At 56.4% G+C, this 17,876-nt stretch carries 18 protein-coding genes; 4 read left to right on the top strand and 14 right to left on the bottom strand.

Going from position 1 to position 17,876, the window contains the following annotated elements; genetic code table 11:
• Positions 1-15 precede the first annotated feature (15 nt).
• Complete coding sequence (locus V6N04_RS01375; protein WP_371168621.1) at positions 16-519, bottom strand: PhnA domain-containing protein; 504 nt, start codon at positions 517-519, stop codon at positions 16-18.
• Between the two features lie 3 nt (positions 520-522).
• Complete coding sequence (locus V6N04_RS01370) at positions 523-825, bottom strand: hypothetical protein (protein WP_371168320.1); 303 nt, start codon at positions 823-825, stop codon at positions 523-525.
• Positions 826-1,026: 201 nt separating this feature from the next.
• Between V6N04_RS01370 and V6N04_RS01365 the strand changes: the two genes are divergently transcribed.
• A complete protein-coding gene (locus tag V6N04_RS01365) occupies positions 1,027-1,821 on the top strand; it encodes a hypothetical protein (RefSeq protein WP_371168319.1) in 795 nt (264 codons plus the stop codon).
• 97 nt (positions 1,822-1,918) lie between these two features.
• Here the strand turns inward: V6N04_RS01365 and lepA are convergent, their stop codons facing one another.
• Positions 1,919-3,718, bottom strand: coding sequence for a translation elongation factor 4 (lepA, locus tag V6N04_RS01360; RefSeq protein ID WP_371168318.1), 1,800 nt, complete (start codon positions 3,716-3,718; stop codon positions 1,919-1,921).
• A 107-nt stretch (positions 3,719-3,825) separates the two neighbouring features.
• Here lepA and V6N04_RS01355 point away from each other — a divergent pair, with 107 nt between their 5' ends.
• A complete protein-coding gene (locus V6N04_RS01355) occupies positions 3,826-5,121 on the top strand; it encodes a hypothetical protein (RefSeq protein ID WP_371168317.1) in 1,296 nt (431 codons plus the stop codon).
• A gap of 80 nt (positions 5,122-5,201) precedes the next feature.
• On the opposite strand, the gene V6N04_RS01350 is transcribed toward V6N04_RS01355, so the two are convergent.
• From V6N04_RS01350 to fabA, 9 genes are all read right to left on the bottom strand, one after another.
• Positions 5,202-6,440, bottom strand: coding sequence for a mandelate racemase/muconate lactonizing enzyme family protein (locus tag V6N04_RS01350; protein ID WP_371168316.1), 1,239 nt, complete (start codon positions 6,438-6,440; stop codon positions 5,202-5,204).
• On the bottom strand, positions 6,441-7,535 hold the full coding sequence (locus V6N04_RS01345; protein ID WP_371168315.1) for an alcohol dehydrogenase catalytic domain-containing protein: 1,095 nt from the start codon (positions 7,533-7,535) through the stop codon (positions 6,441-6,443).
• A 97-nt stretch (positions 7,536-7,632) separates the two neighbouring features.
• Positions 7,633-8,436 carry a 3-oxoadipate enol-lactonase gene (gene pcaD / locus V6N04_RS01340; RefSeq protein ID WP_371168314.1) on the bottom strand — a complete coding sequence of 268 codons (804 nt, stop codon included), beginning with the start codon at positions 8,434-8,436 and terminating at the stop codon, positions 7,633-7,635.
• Complete coding sequence (locus V6N04_RS01335) at positions 8,433-9,638, bottom strand: endonuclease/exonuclease/phosphatase family protein (protein WP_371168313.1); 1,206 nt, start codon at positions 9,636-9,638, stop codon at positions 8,433-8,435. The genes pcaD and V6N04_RS01335 overlap by 4 nt, the downstream gene beginning before the upstream one ends.
• 12 nt (positions 9,639-9,650) lie before the next feature.
• Complete coding sequence (locus V6N04_RS01330; RefSeq protein WP_371168312.1) at positions 9,651-10,622, bottom strand: threonine ammonia-lyase; 972 nt, start codon at positions 10,620-10,622, stop codon at positions 9,651-9,653.
• Positions 10,619-11,446, bottom strand: a complete 828-nt coding sequence (locus tag V6N04_RS01325) for an alpha/beta fold hydrolase (RefSeq protein ID WP_371168311.1) — start codon at positions 11,444-11,446, stop codon at positions 10,619-10,621. The genes V6N04_RS01330 and V6N04_RS01325 overlap by 4 nt, the downstream gene beginning before the upstream one ends.
• A 140-nt stretch (positions 11,447-11,586) precedes the next feature.
• A complete protein-coding gene (locus V6N04_RS01320) occupies positions 11,587-12,375 on the bottom strand; it encodes an enoyl-ACP reductase FabI (protein ID WP_371168310.1) in 789 nt (262 codons plus the stop codon).
• Between the two features lie 37 nt (positions 12,376-12,412).
• A complete protein-coding gene (fabB, locus tag V6N04_RS01315) occupies positions 12,413-13,642 on the bottom strand; it encodes a beta-ketoacyl-ACP synthase I (protein ID WP_371168309.1) in 1,230 nt (409 codons plus the stop codon).
• A gap of 58 nt (positions 13,643-13,700) precedes the next feature.
• The gene (fabA, locus tag V6N04_RS01310) at positions 13,701-14,210 is read right to left on the bottom strand and encodes a bifunctional 3-hydroxydecanoyl-ACP dehydratase/trans-2-decenoyl-ACP isomerase (protein WP_371168308.1); all 510 of its coding nucleotides are present in this window, start codon (positions 14,208-14,210) and stop codon (positions 13,701-13,703) included.
• A 186-nt stretch (positions 14,211-14,396) separates the two neighbouring features.
• Here fabA and irrA point away from each other — a divergent pair, with 186 nt between their 5' ends.
• On the top strand, positions 14,397-14,816 hold the full coding sequence (irrA, locus tag V6N04_RS01305; RefSeq protein ID WP_371168307.1) for an iron response transcriptional regulator IrrA: 420 nt from the start codon (positions 14,397-14,399) through the stop codon (positions 14,814-14,816).
• A gap of 96 nt (positions 14,817-14,912) precedes the next feature.
• Here irrA and V6N04_RS01300 read toward each other — a convergent pair whose 3' ends face one another.
• Together V6N04_RS01300 and V6N04_RS01295 are read right to left on the bottom strand one after the other, a co-directional pair.
• The gene (locus V6N04_RS01300; RefSeq protein WP_371168306.1) at positions 14,913-15,341 is read right to left on the bottom strand and encodes an FKBP-type peptidyl-prolyl cis-trans isomerase; all 429 of its coding nucleotides are present in this window, start codon (positions 15,339-15,341) and stop codon (positions 14,913-14,915) included.
• A gap of 114 nt (positions 15,342-15,455) precedes the next feature.
• Positions 15,456-16,319, bottom strand: a complete 864-nt coding sequence (locus tag V6N04_RS01295) for a hypothetical protein (protein ID WP_371168305.1) — start codon at positions 16,317-16,319, stop codon at positions 15,456-15,458.
• A gap of 146 nt (positions 16,320-16,465) precedes the next feature.
• Between V6N04_RS01295 and miaB the strand changes: the two genes are divergently transcribed.
• On the top strand, positions 16,466-17,797 hold the full coding sequence (gene miaB, locus V6N04_RS01290; RefSeq protein WP_371168304.1) for a tRNA (N6-isopentenyl adenosine(37)-C2)-methylthiotransferase MiaB: 1,332 nt from the start codon (positions 16,466-16,468) through the stop codon (positions 17,795-17,797).
• Positions 17,798-17,876: the final 79 nt, after the last annotated feature.

Raw genomic sequence — 17,876 nt, 5'->3', positions numbered from 1 at the left:
CAGACCCTGCCCTGCCTACCTCTTCTTCACGAACTGCGTCAGTATGACAATGCGCTGCCCTTCAACGCGGCCCTCGATATGGTCCGGGTTGTCCGCCACAAGGCTGATCCCCCGCACCGCCGTGCCGCGCTTCGCCGTGAACCCCGCGCCCTTCACGGGCAGGTCTTTGATCAACACCACGTTGTCACCTTGGTTCAGCACCGCCCCATTGGCATCTTTGTGATTGGAGGCCGCGGCGACATTGTCGACCCACGCCTGCGTGTCCTCGTCCAGATACACTTGGTCCAGCAAATCCTGCGCCCAAGAGGCGTCCAACCGCTTCAACATCCGCACAGACACCACCTGAACCGCCACATCCTCGGACCACATCGAGGACGCAAGCCCGCGCCAATGGGTCTCGTCAGGTGTGCCGTCGATCTGAGCGGCACAGGTGGCGCAAATGTCCACGGACGCGCCCTCAGGTCCGCCGGGGACGGATGAAAGAGGGGCGTCTGAGGCGCAGAGGGGGCAGGTAGACAGTGGTTAAGCCGCCTCAGTCAAATTTGATAGCCGCGCATTTAGCAATTCCACGACATCTGCAACAAGACCACGTTGTGTATATTTCCCCGCTTTGGAACCATCCAACCAGCGTTTAATTGTTACAGGCGATTTATCCGCAAGATCAGCTAGTTGCCTATGCGAAACTTCAACACTCGGACATAACTTAAGGAAGGTTATGAATTGTGCGTCGTTCCCAGGTTCGAAACGCTGAAACAAGCCCCTAACTTTTGTTAGGTGATCAACCGTTACGTCAACGGCCTCGCATTGAAAAAAATCGGGTTCCATAATAAACTCCTGTGTGCACATGATCCAAGGCCGATGCATAGAATCAGCCATTAGTGATAAGCGGTACACTAATGTCGATATCTTGACATTTTGTTCACTTCAAGGCAATATGTCGATGTTAGCACATAAAGTTTCAACCACAGCACGTGACAATTATTGCGTGTTCACCTATTTGTGTTGTCAGTCAATCTCGAATTTGCCATGCTTACTCGCGAGGTATTAGCGGGGCGGAAATTGATTAACGGAACAAGTATAAGCGCGCGAATGCGCTCAGCGGCTGCGAAGATTGAAGACGTCACACCAACTTTCAAAGCAATCGAGAAATTTTTAACAAAATATCGCCATGGCATGGTTGCCAAGCGAAGAAAAGAAGCGATTGAACTTGTACTTGAAAATGGACGCGCTCTGCTTGCTGAGCATCCAGCAAATCACAATGCGGCGGTGTCAGGATGTGCACTGCAGTACGATCTGATGGACGCCAAGTATGTCGAAATTGGTTCGATTAGAGTTCCGGGCGCCGCTGGATTAGGCGGCTTTGACCTCCAAGACATCTTCATATCTGTTGCCGCATTTAATCTACTTTTCGAAAAATATCTTGGCGAAGAAGGCGACTTCCCGGACTATTTCTTTGCGACCATTGATCCAGAAAATTACGAAACCCAGCATGAAAAATTCAAACGGGTTGGTTTAATTCCGTGGAAATCCCCACCGCAAGAACTTAAAGATGCAAAAAAAAGAACCGTTTCGTTGGGTTCGGACAACCCAGTTTACTATGTTTTTGACGAGTCATTCCTGCCAAACACAGCATTATTCCTAAAAGAACTACATAGTGGAACTTACTGTCCAAGCAGAAGATCGCGAGCAAATAACTCTGTGATTGAAAAACTCGACCTTGACCTCGATTTCTTTGTTTTCAGGCGGCAACTCGAATGGATCGAAGAGATATCTAAAGAAGCGAAGTTTTCGATATCAGACGAAATTGAAGCTTCAAAGTAGTTGCCCACAAGCGCTTGAATTCATTGCAAGCTAATTCGAGTTCAGAGTTGACGTGCGCGGTAGCGAATGACCCACCGCATACGCGGCCAATTTTGTTCTAATCATCCATCTTAAGCGCGCTGATAAACGCCTCCTGAGGAATATCCACTTTCCCGAACTGGCGCATCTTCTTCTTACCCGCCTTCTGCTTCTCCAGCAGTTTTTTCTTCCGGGTCGCGTCGCCGCCGTAGCATTTCGCGGTCACGTCTTTGCGCAGGGCGGAGAGGGTCTCGCGCGCGATCACCTTGCCGCCAATCGCCGCTTGGATCGGGATTTTGAACATGTGACGCGGGATCAGATCTTTCAGCTTTTCAACCATCGCGCGGCCACGCATTTCGGCGCGGTCACGGTGAACCATGGTGGACAGCGCGTCGACGGGTTCGTCATTCACAAGGATCGACATCTTGACCAGATTGTCCTCGCGATAGCCCTCCATCTGATAGTCAAACGACGCGTAACCCTTTGTTACGGATTTCAGGCGATCATAGAAGTCGAACACAACTTCATTCAACGGCAGGTCATAGACGACCATGGCGCGTGATCCGGCGTATGTCAGGTCCAGCTGAATGCCCCGGCGGTCCTGACACAGTTTCAGCACGTCGCCCAGATACTCGTCCGGCACAAGGATCGTCGCCTTGATGCGCGGCTCTTCCATATGGTCGACGGTCGACAGGTCAGGCATGTCGGCGGGGTTGTGCAGCTCGATCTGCGAGCCGTCTTTCATGAAGACGTGATAGATCACCGACGGCGCGGTGGTGATCAGATTGATGTTGTATTCACGCTCGATCCGGTCGCGGATCACCTCAAGGTGCAAAAGCCCCAAGAAGCCGCAACGGAAACCAAAGCCCAGCGCGGCGGAGGTCTCCATCTCGTAACTAAAAGACGCGTCGTTCAGGGCGAGCTTTTCGATGCTGTCGCGCAGGTCCTCGAACTCGGCCGCGTCAACAGGGAACAAGCCACAGAACACCACGGGTTGCGCCGGTTTGAAGCCCGGCAATGCGTCCTCGGTCCCTTTGCGCTCATGGGTGATCGTGTCGCCCACCCGCGTGTCGCGCACCTGCTTGATCGAGGCCGTCAGGAACCCGATTTCACCCGGCCCCAGAATGTCGATCGGCGTCATGGCAGGCGTGAATACGCCTATACGGTCCACAGGATAAACAGCATTGGTCGAGATCATGCGGATGCGGTCGCCCTTCTTCAGCTTGCCGTCGATCACACGGATCAAGACGATCACGCCAAGGTACGCATCATACCAACTGTCCACCAACATCGCTTTCAGCGGCGCGTCGGCGTCACCTTGCGGGGCGGGCAGTTCGTTGACGATGGCTTCCAAGGTTTCGTGGATGCCTTGCCCGGTTTTGGCCGAGACCTGAATGGCACCCGTCGCGTCGATACCGATGACGTCTTCGATCTGTTCTGCCACGCGGTCACAATCGGACGCGGGCAGGTCGATCTTGTTCAGGATCGGCACGATGTCGTGGTCCGCGTCGATGGCTTGATAAACATTCGCCAGCGTCTGCGCCTCAACCCCTTGGGTCGAGTCCACAACCAGCAGCGATCCTTCAACGGCGCGCATGGAGCGGCTGACCTCGTAGGCGAAATCCACGTGGCCGGGGGTGTCGATCAGGTTCAGGACATATTCCTGCCCGCTGTCGGCGGTGTAGTCAATCCGCACCGTGTTGGCCTTGATGGTGATCCCGCGCTCCCGCTCGATATCCATACTGTCGAGCATCTGCTCTTTCATATCCCGATCCGCGACGGTGTTCGTCTCTTGGATCAAGCGGTCAGCAAGCGTGGATTTCCCATGGTCGATATGTGCGACGATGGAGAAATTGCGGATGTGTTTTAGGTCAGTCATAGTGCAGCGTATTAAAGGGATTTGAGGGGCGGTCAAGCACCGTTGAACTACCACCCAAACACAGACACGCCAAAATAAGTGTGTCTTAGCCTAATGGAGAGCCCAACTTGGCGATTGAAGGAGAGGAGGAGTTCCTGCGTTGGCTTGACCATCAGCCGGATCGGCTTAGGGTTGTTATTGCTTCTCGTGCGGCAATTCGGGTATTTCCATTAGTAACGACGCAAGAACTGATTCCACCATCCATAGAATTCTATTTCGAGCCTTACGCGCTGAAATGCGCACGGGCAATATTGGTTTCGTTCGTAGCCTCGAAATTTCCTAAGTCGAGTGAAATGCGCGAGGTTCTCAGGCTAGCAAGTTTTGCTATAGAGAAAATTTCACTCGGATTGGAGTTATCGGCCAGTACTGCGGGGTCATCGTATGCAGCTGCTAAAGCCGCCGTTCAAGCAATGCAAACAGAAGATAGCGCGTCAGATGCCTGTCTGAGCGCCGCATTTGCAGCGCTTGTGATTGCGCAGAATTCAGATTCAGACGCTAGTTTTCGAGCTGTCGCCCAAGAAGATGCGCAAATTGAACTGGCAAACCTAAGAGAGAGCCCGATTTGGCACCAACCGTTCGAACCTGATTGGATCGCTGTAGCAGCGCCCACCCATAACCGTCTATTAAACCGTAATCACACTTGGTCCTTCTGGAGAGACTGGTACCAAGGCTTTCTCGACGGCAAACCGCTCGACTGGGAGCTTCAGCGCCGCGTGGCCCTTATTCCCGATGAGGATTGGGAGAAGGGACCCGAGCATATGGCGGAGAAGATCAGGCAGATCCGAGAACAATTCGACTTAGGAAGGGCTGCCAAACAAGAGCGTCACAAGGAGCTGGAACCATCTTCCGTTGATCACCTGCTAAGTGCACCCGCGATCAGCGCCAGCCAAATTAAGGCGGCCGCGCATGACATCCGGGAAGCGACCTGTCGCTATCTTAATGACACAGGCGCCAATGACTTGCCCGACGCATTTCAAAGCTTGCCTGCGATTTCCCAGTCTCTTCTGATGGTCAGCGGAAAGGTAAGGGAAAGTTCACTGTCGCCTTCATTGGAAAAGGAACTTCGGCAGGAGATTGGACGGCTCAATGCGCATGTCTTGGAACTGGAAACGCAGATCGCAAATCTGCAAGCCACTGGCGACCCCGCGTTCAGGAAGGCTTTGAAGGCGCAAGCGGGAAAGAGCCTCGGTGATTGGAAGATGTATGCCGCGATGCTTGGCGCAGTCTGGATGATCTCGGGTGATACAGTTGGCATGAAGAGTCGGTTAGAAAATCTCAACGCCGCGCGCGAAGCTATTTTTGGCACAGTTGAGGCGCCGGTTGTCGAACCAATCGACGCGCAACCGCCAACGTCGGACATCTAAGACCGGCGCGTGGCGCAGACTTGCCTGTCGATCGGTGGGCACGTCGCCTCCAGTTCGCTATTCTAAACGGCTGCGGCGCATCACCCCCGTTTCGACGGCGCCCCACCCTCAAAACAGTTCTCGTCGGTATAGCTACACGGCTCCTCCTGCGCCTCAAGGTGTAGACCGTCGCCAGTATAGGGATGAGCGCGCATCAGATCCTCGTCTGGTTCGATCCCCAGCCCGGGTCCCTCAGGCGGGATCACGAAGCCGCCTTCCCAGCGGATGGTGCCTCCGATCAGGGCAAGGTGGAAGTCACCGCCTTGTTCGATGGTTTCGACCATCAGCAGGTTGGGGATCGAGACTCCGAGTTGCAGGTTTGCGGCCCATTCGATGGGGCCTGCGTAAAGGTGGGGGGCGATCAGGGCGTTGTGGACCTCAGCGATGGCGGCGATCTTCTTGGCCTCCCATATGCCGCCGACGCGGCCCAATGCGGGTTGCAGGATCGAGGCGGCGCCTTGGCGAAGCACCTCGGCAAACTCGGTTTTGGTAGACAAGCGCTCACCTGTGGCAACAGGGGTCGAGCTTGCGCGTGCGACCTTGGCCATTTCGGCGATGTTGTCTGGCGGGATGGGTTCTTCGAACCACAGCGGCGAATAAGGCGCGATGGCTTCTGCCATGCGGATCGCGCCGCCCGTTGTGAACTGTCCGTGGGTGCCGAACAGCAGGTCTGCGCGGTCGCCCACGGCCTCGCGGATCGCTTTGCAAAAGGCGACCGAACGCGTGATGTCCTTCATCGACGGCATGTGGCCGGACCGGATGGTGTATGGCCCTGCAGGGTCGAATTTCAGCGCGGTGAAGCCTTGCTCGACACGCGTCAGCGCGGCTTCGGCGGCCATTTCGGGCGACGTCCAGAACTCCGGCAGCGCGTGGTGTGGATCGGGGTAGAGATAGGTGTAGGAGCGCAGGCGTTCGTTCATTTTGCCGGCTAGAAGCGCCCAAACAGGGCGGTCCCGTGCCTTGCCCAAGATATCCCAGCACGCGATCTCTAACCCCGAGAACGCGCCCATGGCGGTGAGGTCTGGCCGCTGTGTGAAACCGGCGGAGTACGCGCGTCTGTACATCAGTTCGATGTTCTCTGGGTTCTCGCCCCGCATGTGGCGGATGAAAACATCCTCAATCACGGTGAGCATGGCGTCCGGCCCGACGGAGGCGGCGTAAACCTCGCCCCAGCCGGTGATACCAGTGTCCGTGGTGACTTTCACAAAGATCCAATAGCGCCCGCCCCAGCCGGGTGCGGGCGGTGCGACAACGAAGATTTCAAGATCCTGCAGGCGCATCTACTTGCTCCGATCAAACACGATGACGTTGCGCCGGGCCGCGCCTGATTTGGTGTCGGCGATGGCCTCGTTAATCTGGTCAAGACGCCAGTGGTTCGAAATCAGCTCGTCCAGTTTTAGTCGGCCCTGTTGGTAAAGGTCGATCATCCAAGGGATGTCACGCTGGATCACCACGTCTCCCATTTTCGAGCCGACCATACCCTGACCAAGCGCGGCCAGCACCACGGGCTCGTATGTCGACATATCACCGGAATGGGGCATGCCGAGCATGATGACCTTACCGCCCGGTGCAAGATAGCGCGGGGCGGTGTCGTAAGCGGGGATCGCGCCCACGGTGACCATCACGGCATCCGCGCCACGGCCCGCAGCCTTGAAGGCGGCCTTCCACGGGGCGTCCCCGGTCGCGAGCACGCCATCGGTTGCACCGAATTCGATAGCAGCGTCCAGTTTGTCTTCGGTCATATCGACCGCGATGATACGGGCAGCACCGGCAATGCGCGCGCCTTGGATGGCGTTCAGACCCACACCGCCAGCGCCGATCACCACAACAGTATCACCCGGACGGATATTCGCCGCATTCACGGCCGCCCCAACGCCGGTAATCACTCCGCAAGCCAGAAGTGAAGCGACGTCCATCGCAAAGCCCTCGGGCAGCTTCACGACTTGGCTTTGTTCGACCACCACACGTTCAGCAAACCCGCCGGTGGCCATGGCCTGATGCAGTTTTCCACCATCTGCGGTCTTAATCGGGCCATGGTCGCCGTCATAAGATGTTTCGCAAGTTACTGGCGAGCCGGAGGCACAGCTTGGGCAAGTCTGACACGCGCGGATCAGGGTGACCACGACCGGGTCACCGACTGACAGTCCTTTTACATGATCGCCGGTCTTGGTGATCCGGCCAGCCGCTTCGTGGCCATAGACGGCAGGCAGGGAGCCGCCCCATGCCCCGTCAATATACGAGATGTCGCTGTGGCAGATCGCGACGGCATCCAGCGTGACCTCAACCTCGCTGCCTTCAGGTGCGCGGATCGAAATCTCTTCGATCACAAGAGGTTCTGCGAATGAATGGCAGACGGCGGCTTTGATCTTGTCCATGCGGTGCTCCTGTCAGCATAGGCGTTTGACCAAAGCTTGCGCGGAAATTCAGAGCTTGCCGACCGAGTAGCGACATGAGGGGCCGAAAACGACAGGTTCAGGAATTAATATGCCCGATGCTTCGCAAGAAATCTGTCAAAAGGGCCGCGTAGGCTTCTGGTTTCTCGACCGGCGGCATGTGGCCTGTGCCGCGCATCAGCTCAAACCGCGCGCCGGGGATCAGATTTGAGGTTTCACGCACCAGATCGGCCGGGGTTGATCCGTCTTCGGACCCAGCGATGGCAAGCGTTGGAAGGCGCAGGCGAGCGGTGCTTTCAAACAGATCGGTTTCAGCGATGGCTTCCATACAGCCAAGATACCCGTCCAGTGGCGTGGCGCGCATTTTGGCTGCGGCTTGGTCCAGCAGCTCGGGGTGATCGTGCTTGGTTGCACGCGCAAACCAGCGATCAAGGTTGGCATCGATGACAGCCTCGATCCCGCCTGTGCGCACGGTGTCGATCCGATCAGCCCAGATCGCAGGTGTGCCGATTTTCGTTGCGGTATTCGAGATGACCATGGCGCGCACAAGGTCCAGCCGCTCTGCCGCAAGTCCCTGCGTGATCATGCCGCCAATGGACAAGCCGACGAAGACGCAGTCTTTAACACCCAACTGATCGAGCGCGCGCGCGGCATCACCAACAAGATCACCCATCGGGTAAGGGCCGACAGGGCAGGGGCTTTGACCGTGCCCGCGCATGTCCATGCGGATCAGACGAAGGTGGGCAGGCAGTAAGTTGACCACGCCATCCCACATCGTCAGATCGGATCCCAGCGCGTGGGCAAAAACTACCGTAGGCCCGTCAACAGGCCCTGTGACATCAACGTTAAGCGCGACACTGTCTTCGCCGGGAATGACGATCATTCGTGGCCATCACGAAGTGTCAGATGAGCCATGATTTGTCCGTGATCAGAGGCGAGTTTGTTATACGGGGCCTCTGGGTGCGACCCATCGGTGATGTGGTCGTTCAGCACGCTGAAATAAGTCATATCCGCGATCCGGTCCGTGTTGTCCGGATGGAAGTGTTGACTCAGGAATATCTGATCGATGCTTTCGAACACACCGCCGAAGGCCGAGGTATAAACCATGTCACGCAAGGATTTCCGCACAAAGAGCTTCTCGGCAGAGTGCAGGCGCACAGCCTCAATATCGCGGGTGATCTGCTTGCTTTCTTCCCTGGAATACCTGTCCCGGTCGGTCTTCGCGTCATGTCGCAGCATCCAAGCGTAGTTCTTAAACGGCACCTCGCCCGAGATGATCTCGGAGCTCACCGCATGTTCACCGTCGTTGAAATCGCCCAACACGGCGACGGGGTTGCCAGCGTTTAGTTCCTCGACGACCAGTTTGCGCAGAACCCAAGCCTCGGCCATCCGGCGCATGGCGGCTCTCGCGGCCCCCAAAGCCCGCCCCACCGCGTCATAGTTGGTCAGATCAACTTCGGGCGCGAACTCTGCGCCGTCAGGCCGGATAAACTCGCCCAGTTTGGATTTGAGATGGCAGTTGAATACGGTGACCACCTTGTCGCCAATTGGGATGCGTGCTTTCAAAACGGGTCGGGACAAACGGTTCAAGACGTATTGCCCAGCTTCGCCTTCCAGCCCGCGCAGCGCGGTAAATGGGATGGTCAAAGGCTCCGGCAAGTCCTGAATGATTTCGGGCGTGCCGACAAAGCCAAACCGCGACAGGATCGCAACGCCAGGGCGGCGATGGCCGGGTTCTCCGTCAGCAGTGTTCGGCGCAAAAGCAAGGCCATCCTTGGGCCATGGCTTCACCGCAAGCTTGCGGAAAATTGCCTTGCGGTGATAGCGCTTGCTTTCATCCGGGATCGTCGCGGCGTTCAATTCGCTCGCGCGGTTATTCGCCTCGCCAATCACATCCAACAGGGCGTCTTCTTCGAAAATCTCCTGAAAACCGATAATATCGGCGTCCAGAGACATCATCTGATCGGCCATCCAATCCCGTTTCCAGGCATATTCCTCGGGCGTGTAGCGCTGGAATTCATAGTATTCCTGATCCGCTCCGATCAGGTTTTTGACGTTAAACGAAGCAATGGTGAAGTCGGTCATTTGGGCCTCCGATCAGGCGAAACGATTAAGGGCGTTGGTAAAAACGGGGGCGTCCACGTTGCCACCCGACACAACCACGATAACCGCATCGCCAGTGATAAGCGATGGGTGAAAAAGTGCCGCAGCCAGAGCCACCGCGCCGCCCGGCTCGATCACCAGTTTCAGGCGCGTGAAGGCATGTGCCATGGCGCGCAAACAGTCATCGTCCGCAACCGCTAAGCCACTGTCACACAGGCGTTTGATGATGGGGAAAGTTAACTCTCCGGGGGATTGGGTCAGGATTGCGTCACAGACCGATCCAGACAGCTGCGCATTTTTCTCAATCCTCCCGCTGTCGAGCGATCTAACCACATCATCAAACCCGGCAGGCTCCACCGGACGCACGCGAAGATCTGGTGCGTCGGTTTCAAGAGCCAATGCAACCCCGGCCGTTAAGCCGCCCCCGCCGCAGGGGACAAGAACCTCGGTATCCTGAATACCTGCCTCTCGCACCTGATTGGCGATCTCAAGCCCGACGGTGCCTTGCCCGGCGATGACGTCCGCGTTGTCAAATGGCTTGATCAGGGTGAGGTTACGTTCGCGCGCGATTTTGGCACCAATCGCGTCCCGATCCTCTGACGCACGATCATACAATACGACCTCAGCACCCAAGTCGCGTGTGTTGCGTATTTTTAGCTGTGGTGCGTCACTGGGCATAATGACAACTGCCGGGGTTTCGTTTTGGCGCGCGGCAAGGGCAATGCCCTGCGCATGGTTGCCCGATGAGAAGGCGATCACACCTTGTTGGCGGCTTGCTGCATCCAGTGAGGCGATTGCATTATGCGCGCCGCGATATTTGAAACTGCCAGTGTGCTGTAGACATTCCGGTTTGATGAACACCTGCCGCCCGGCAATCTGGTCAAGGAATGGGGACGTCAAAAGGGGTGTGCGTCTGACATGGCCTGCGTTGCGTCTTGCAGCGGCTCGTATCTCGTTGATGTTCAACGCATATCCTCCAGCCAGTCGTGGATGACCTCAAGCGCTTCAGGTTCATCCAGGAACGGCACGTGCCCACGATCAGGCACACGCGCATAGCGCATTTTCGGGTTGTGGCGCTGCATTTCGTTGACGGTGTCAGGGGTGAGAATGTCGGAGTTTTCGCCGTGGATCAAAGCCAGTGGCAAGCCCTGCAACGCATCGAAATAGGGCCAAAGGTCCGGAATGGGCTGCGCGCCAGCTTCCAAAACAGCCTCGCGCAGGGCTGGGTCATAGCGGTTTTGAAGCCCGTTTTCCGTTTGCGTGTAAAGATGGCGAACTTCTGCCTCCCAACGTTCTGGCGGCACGCCATGGAAGCCGGACGCCTCCATAATCTGTGCGCGTGCATCTGATGCGTCCTTGAAGAAGCGTGCCGACGGGCGGCGCCCCAAAAAACCTTTGATGAAGTCAAGGCCCTGTGGGTCGATCACTGGACCAATATCATTCAGGCATGCGCCCAAAAGCCGGTCTTTGGCCGTCGCTGCAAGCCCCATGGCGATCAGCCCGCCGCGCGAGGTGCCCAGAATGGCAGCCTGGTCAATGCCAAGATGGTCGAGCAACATCAGCGCATCGTCAGCTTCTTGCGGAACGGTGTAGGTCTGATATGGCCCCCAATCAGACTGTCCGCGCCCGCGATAATCCATACGGATCAGCCGGATACGCGATAAATGTGGTGCTACGAAACTGAAATCATCCGAGTTGCGTGTCAGCCCGGCCAAAGCCAGAATCGGCAGGCCTTCGCCTTCGTCCCGGTAGGCAAGCGTCAGACCATCCCTTGCGGTGAAATGCTGCATCTATCGTCTCGTTCGTTCGCTGTTTTCTGGAAGTAAGCACCGGATCAGAAAGCGGTGCAAGCAGAAGCCCAGAGCATTGCAAAGCAAACACCCGCCACAAGGGGCGGGTGTTTGAAAAAATCTGACCGATTGAACGCGGCCTAAAGGTTTTCGGGCTGCGGCATTCCAAGAACATGGAACCCACAATCAACGGTGATCACTTCGCCCGTGGTGCAGTTGCCATAGTCGGATGCCAGATAAACCGCTGTTCCGCCAATACTGTCCAAGGTCGCGTTTTGGCGCATAGGCGAGTTTGCCTCGGTGTGGCGGAAGGTTTTGCGCGCCCCGCCGATGGCTGCACCCGCCAGTGTTTTCATCGGGCCGGGTGAGATCGCATTGACGCGGATACCGTCCGGGCCAAGATCATTTGCCAAATAGCGGACCGACGCCTCAAGCGCGGCCTTGGCCACACCCATTACGTTGTAAAATGGCGTCACGCGGTTCGAGCCGCCATAGGTCAGCGTCAGGATCGTCCCGCCATCTGTCATTTTCGGCGCGGCGCGGCGGGCAACCTCAATCAGTGAATAACAGCTGATATCCATCGAGTTTTTGAAGTTGGCACGGCTGGTGTCGACAAACCGACCGGTCAATTCGTTCTTGTCGGAATAGGCGATCGCGTGGACCAGAAAGTCGATTGAGTCCCATTTCGACCATAAATCGTTGAACCCTCTGTCCAGTGCTTCGTCGTCCGTCACATCCATATCGACAAGCAGGTCTGACCCGAGCGAGGCCGCGAGCGGTGCCACACGTTGTCCAAACGCGTCACCCTGATAGGAAAACGCCAATTCTGCGCCCTCGTTTGCCATCGCCTGCGCAATGCCCCAAGCGATCGAACGGTTATTGGCAACCCCCATGATGAGGCCGCGTTTGCCTTGCATTAGCCCTGCCATGCCAGTCTCTCCCAGTCCGTCGAATTTGTTGTCGTTATCAATCGCGGTATTTGCTCAAAAGCATCGAGCCATTGGTCCCGCCGAACCCAAAACTGTTGGTCATCACGGTATCAAGCCCGGCATCCTCCACCAGCGAGGTGGCAATCTCACCTTCATTGATGCCTGGGTCGAGCGTCTCGACGTTGATCGATGGTGTGATGAAATCATGTTCCAGCATCAACAGGCAATAGACGGCCTCTTGCGCACCAGTGGCCCCTTGGCTGTGCCCTGTCATCGATTTGGTCGAGCTGATCGGAGGGGTCGTGCCTTCGCCGAACACACGGCGCACGGCTTCCACTTCTCCGACATCACCTACGGGGGTCGAAGTGCCATGGGCATTGATATAGCCCACCTTTCGATCATCGGGCAGGGTTTGCAGCGCAATCCGCATCGCGCGCTCGCCACCTTCACCGGATGGAGCGACCATGTCGTGGCCATCCGATGTCGCACCATAACCGGTCACTTCGGCATAGATTTTCGCACCGCGCGCCTTGGCGTGGTCAAGGTCTTCAAGCACAAGGATGGCGCCGCCACCGCCGATGACGAACCCATCGCGATCCGCGTCAAATGCCCGAGATGCTTTTTCGGGTGCGTCGTTATACTTCGACGACATTGCCCCCATCGCATCAAAGAGACAGGACAATGTCCAATCCAGCTCTTCTCCGCCACCCGCGAACATCACATCCTGTTTGCCCATCATGATCTGTTCGGCTGCATTGCCTATGCAGTGCAGAGATGTCGAGCATGCAGACGTGATAGAGTAATTGATGCCCTTGATCTTGAAGGCTGTCGCAAGGTTGGCCGAGATGGTTGACCCCATACATTTGGGAACTGCAAACGGTCCAATCCGCTTGGTCGCGCCCGATTTCAGCGCGGTTTGGTGTGCAGTAAACATCGCGCTGGTAGACGGGCCGCCTGAACCAGCCACCAAGCCAGTGCGTGGGTTCACCACGTCATCCTCACCAAGACCGGCATCCGCGATTGCTTGTGTCATCGCGATATGTGCGTATGCGGCACCTGGCCCCATGAATCGCAACGTGCGCTTGTCGACATGGGCGGCAATGTCGATATCGGGCATGCCCGCAATTTGGCTGCGAAAACCATGTTCAACCATGTCTTCATTGGCGGTGATGCCGGACGCACCAGCCTTAAGCGAGGTCAGAACCTCGTCTTTGTTGTTCCCGATGGCCGAGACGATGCCCAGACCGGTAACGACGACACGACGCATATGCGCACTCCTTCGCATGGTGGCGCTGCTGGGCAGCACCAGAACTCATGTGGGCCCGTCAGCTTTCTGACAGGGCGACTTTCATGTCCTTGACCTGATAGATAACCTCTCCGTCGGCTTCCACAATACCGTCAGCCACACCCATGGTCAGGCGGCGGGTCTGGATCGCCTTGGTGAAATCAATCTTGTAAGTCAGCATTTTACGATCTGGGCGCACCATTCCGGTCAGTTTGACTTCGCCCACACCCAGTGCATATCCGCGCCCCTGCCAGCCACGCCAGCCAAGGTTGAAGCCTGTCAGCTGCCAAAGGCCATCAAGACCAAGGCAGCCGGGCATAATCGGGTTGCCAGGGAAGTGACAGTCAAAGAACCAAAGGTCGGGCGTGATGTCAAACTCGGCCAACACATGGCCTTTGCCATGGGCACCACCATCGCCCGAGATGTCGGTGATGCGATCCATCATTAGCATGGGAGGGGCCGGAAGCTGCGCATTGCCCGGGCCAAACAACTCGCCGCGCGCGCATTTCAACAGACCTTCTTTGTCAAAACTCGTCGGATAATCCGCCATTCACTCCGCCCCGTATCAGTCTTTTCCTTCCCTTCACCCTCTATCACCCGGTTAAAGCCGGACGCAAGGGCAGGGCGGGCCAGCGCGGCATCGAGGTCACAGTCTAAAGCAAAAATAATTGGCGCTTTGGCTTGTCGCGCCTTATATTCCCGACAGACTTGCGAAATATTGCGGACCAGACACCCAATGACGGATTTTCAGGATCACGAGACCGAGGCCGCCTGGCTTGCCAGCGCGGGTCTTCGCCCAACACGTCAGCGACTCGCCTTGGCGCAATTGTTGATTGGTGACGGTCAGCACCGTCACGTTACCGCTGAAAGTCTCTATGATGCGTCGCGTGACAGTGCAGACAGCGTGTCGCTTGCCACGGTCTACAACACTCTTCGGGTATTTTCGGACGCAGGCCTTTTGCGCGAAATTACGGTGAATGGCGCGCGCAGCTACTTCGATACCAACGTCACAAATCACCCGCACTTCTTCTGGGAAGATACCGAAGAGCTGATGGACGCACCGGACGAAGATCTTAAAATCTCGCGCCTTCCTACCGCACCCAAAGGCACCGAGATTGCAAAGGTGGATGTCGTCATTCGTTTGCGCCGCAAGTAAGCCAACACACAGCGTTTTTCTTGTTTGAAATATCCTGGGGTGAATGCCGCAGGCAGAGGGGCAAGGCCCCTCAAACCCCGGTTGCAGATCACCAGCCTAGTTGATGCCGACTACTTCGAAGTCGAAGATCAAGGTCCGGCCGGCCAAGGCGTGATTGGCGTCCAGCGTAACACTGTCATCCGTCATTTCGACCACGGTCACCGGCACGGGCTGACCCTGCGGTCCGGTCATCTGAAGTTGCAATCCAACTTCAAGCGGGATCTCCGCCGGAATGTCGTCACGTGGCACCTGTAGCAAAGCATCGTCTTGGCGCGGGCCGTATGCCTCTTCAGGTGCGATGGTTACTTTCTTCTTTTCACCCACGCTCATTCCCGGCAGAGCTTTGTCCAATCCGGGTATGATCATGCCGGACCCAACGGTGAATTCCAAAGGTTCCCGGCCTTCAGAACTGTCGAAGACGGATCCGTCCTCCAAGGTGCCAGTGTAATGAATGCGCACAGTCGCGCCAGAGGTTACTTCGCTCATAATGGCCTCGTATTGTCGTGATTGAATGCCGAGGCCGCAGTCCTTGCGGGTGCTCGATTGAGCAAGAAAGCCTAGCCGATTGTACGTCGATGTAAAGCGGGGCGCGTCAAGCGCTTAGAACCATTGCCCCGGCTCCATCAGCCCCAAATCCAGCAACTGCTGAGATGTCCATTCGAACTCGACAGAATTGTGCCATTTGAAAGATTGAATGTTGTCCTTTGAGGCGGCATTTAATTTCAATGCCTTAGCAACCCTGAAGCTTGCAATGGCGACCGTAATATTGTTGTGCCAAGGGCAGGCATAGGTGTTATATTCCTCATCGCTGAACGTGTGATCATCTCGCAGGGCCAGTCCCTTTTTGGCTCGAAATAGAGATATTCGGTCGATTTTGCGCCGTGCTGCGGGGATGTGTTCCTCGAACCGCCAACGCAATCCTCCGAAAAAATCAAGTTGCCGATCCCGCAGCTGATAAACTTCATCTTCACGCCCCAGCGCATAATATCCCGACTTATCGAGATAGGCAGGCTCAAGCGAAACGGCGTTAGGATGCTGGCTCAGATCATCTGCGTAAAGGTCCACCACATAGCTCAGAACGGCGTCGCGCCGTTCTTCGGTTTGAAAGGCCAACAGTTCCCCGATCGAGCGGGTCTCACAAAAGGGATAAAACAGGTACTCAGCATTGTAGCAATAATACATCCAGATCCCCGGAGCGGCCGCGATGACCTGATTGACCGCCCGCTGCACTGCACCGATCTCGATGACCGCATAGGTGATGCGGTGGATTGTATCCTCGAGCGCGCTGGGCAGTTGGAGCGCATCTGGTGCAAATACCAAAAGCGCGGCAAATCCGGCCTTCTGATGATGTAGGATCGTGCTCTCGACCTCGACCAGATCTTCGACAAAGATCATCGCAACAGGCCCTTTGGCCAACGCTGCAGCGCCCTTGCTTAGAAAATCTGCCAGATCCTTATACCGCATCACCCACACTTTCTTTCCATTAGATTCTGCCACTTTCGGGTTAAAGTGCCGTTATTTCAAAGGTTTTTGCAAGCGTTGCGGCAGAAGACACTTTGGTATAGGACACAGGCCCTGATCAACAGCCCAATCCAGCAGGAACCTGCGCCATGTCTGATAAGAAAAAGCTCTTCATAAGGACCTACGGGTGCCAGATGAACGTCTATGACAGTGAACGCATGTCCGAGGCGTTGGGTGCGGACGGTTACGTTGAAACCGACACGCCGGATGATGCGGACATGATCTTGCTCAATACCTGCCACATCCGCGAAAAAGCGGCGGAGAAGGTATATTCCGAGCTTGGGCGGTTCAAAGGTCTGAAGGCCGAGAACCCGGATTTGAAAATCGGGGTCGCTGGATGTGTGGCCCAAGCCGAGGGCGAAGAGATCATGCGTCGCCAGCCGCTGGTCGATTTGGTGGTTGGGCCGCAAACCTATCACCGCTTGCCTCAGATGATGGAGCAGGTGGCGAAAGGGGAAAAGGCGCTCGACACTGATTTTCCAGAAGAAGACAAGTTCGAACACTTGCCGCTGCGCCAAAACGCGCAAAAAGCCAAGCGCAATCCAACCGCGTTTTTGACGGTTCAGGAAGGGTGTGACAAGTTTTGTGCCTTCTGTGTTGTACCGTACACCCGTGGCGCCGAAGTCAGCCGCCCGGTCGACCGTATCCTGAACGAAGCCCGTGATCTGGTCGAACGTGGCGTTCGCGAAATCACCCTCTTGGGCCAGAATGTAAACGCCTATCATGGCGCTGGCACAGACGGTGACTGGTCACTGGCGCGTCTCATCTGGGCTTTGAACGACGTCGATGGGTTGGAGCGTATCCGTTTCACCACCTCCCACCCAAATGACATGACCGACGATCTGATCGAAGCGCACGGGACGTGCGACAAGCTCATGCCTTACCTGCACCTCCCGGTGCAGTCTGGCTCGGACAAGATCCTGAAGCGGATGAACCGCAGCCACACCGCCGAAAGCTACCTGCGCGTGATTGAACGCATCCGCGAGGCGCGCCCGGATATCCTTTTGTCTGGCGATTTTATCGTCGGCTTCCCTGAAGAAGACGATCAGGATTTTGAAGGCACGATGAACCTGATCCGTGAGGTGAATTACGGGCAGGCATATAGCTTCAAATATTCCACGCGCCCGGGCACGCCTGCGGCCGAACGCGCGTTGGTGGACGATGCGGTCGCTACAGAGCGTCTGCATAGGTTGCAGGCGCTACTTACAGAACAACAGCGCGCTATCCAGCACGCTATGGTCGGTAAAGAAGTTGGTGTTTTGTTCGAGAAGAAGGGTCGCCTTGATGGGCAAATGGTTGGCAAATCGGATCACCTCCATGCTGTCCATGTTGCGGCCCCGAACGCCGCGGTTGGTGATCTGCGCAAAGTCAGAATTGTTGAAAGCAGTACGAATTCACTGGCCGGTGAACTGCTGAGCTAAGACTTGAGCAAGATCGAAATTGGATGCCGAAACCTCGTGCGCAATTATGTCCGCTTTGCAAAGAAACGAGATGAGGGCT

Origin of the sequence: Aliiroseovarius conchicola (assembly GCF_041403445.1) — a bacterium.
GTDB classification, from domain to species: Bacteria; Pseudomonadota; Alphaproteobacteria; order Rhodobacterales; family Rhodobacteraceae; genus Aliiroseovarius; species Aliiroseovarius conchicola.
The sequence above is the reverse complement of the archived record's forward strand: the minus strand, read 5'-3'. Positions and strand labels throughout refer to the sequence as shown.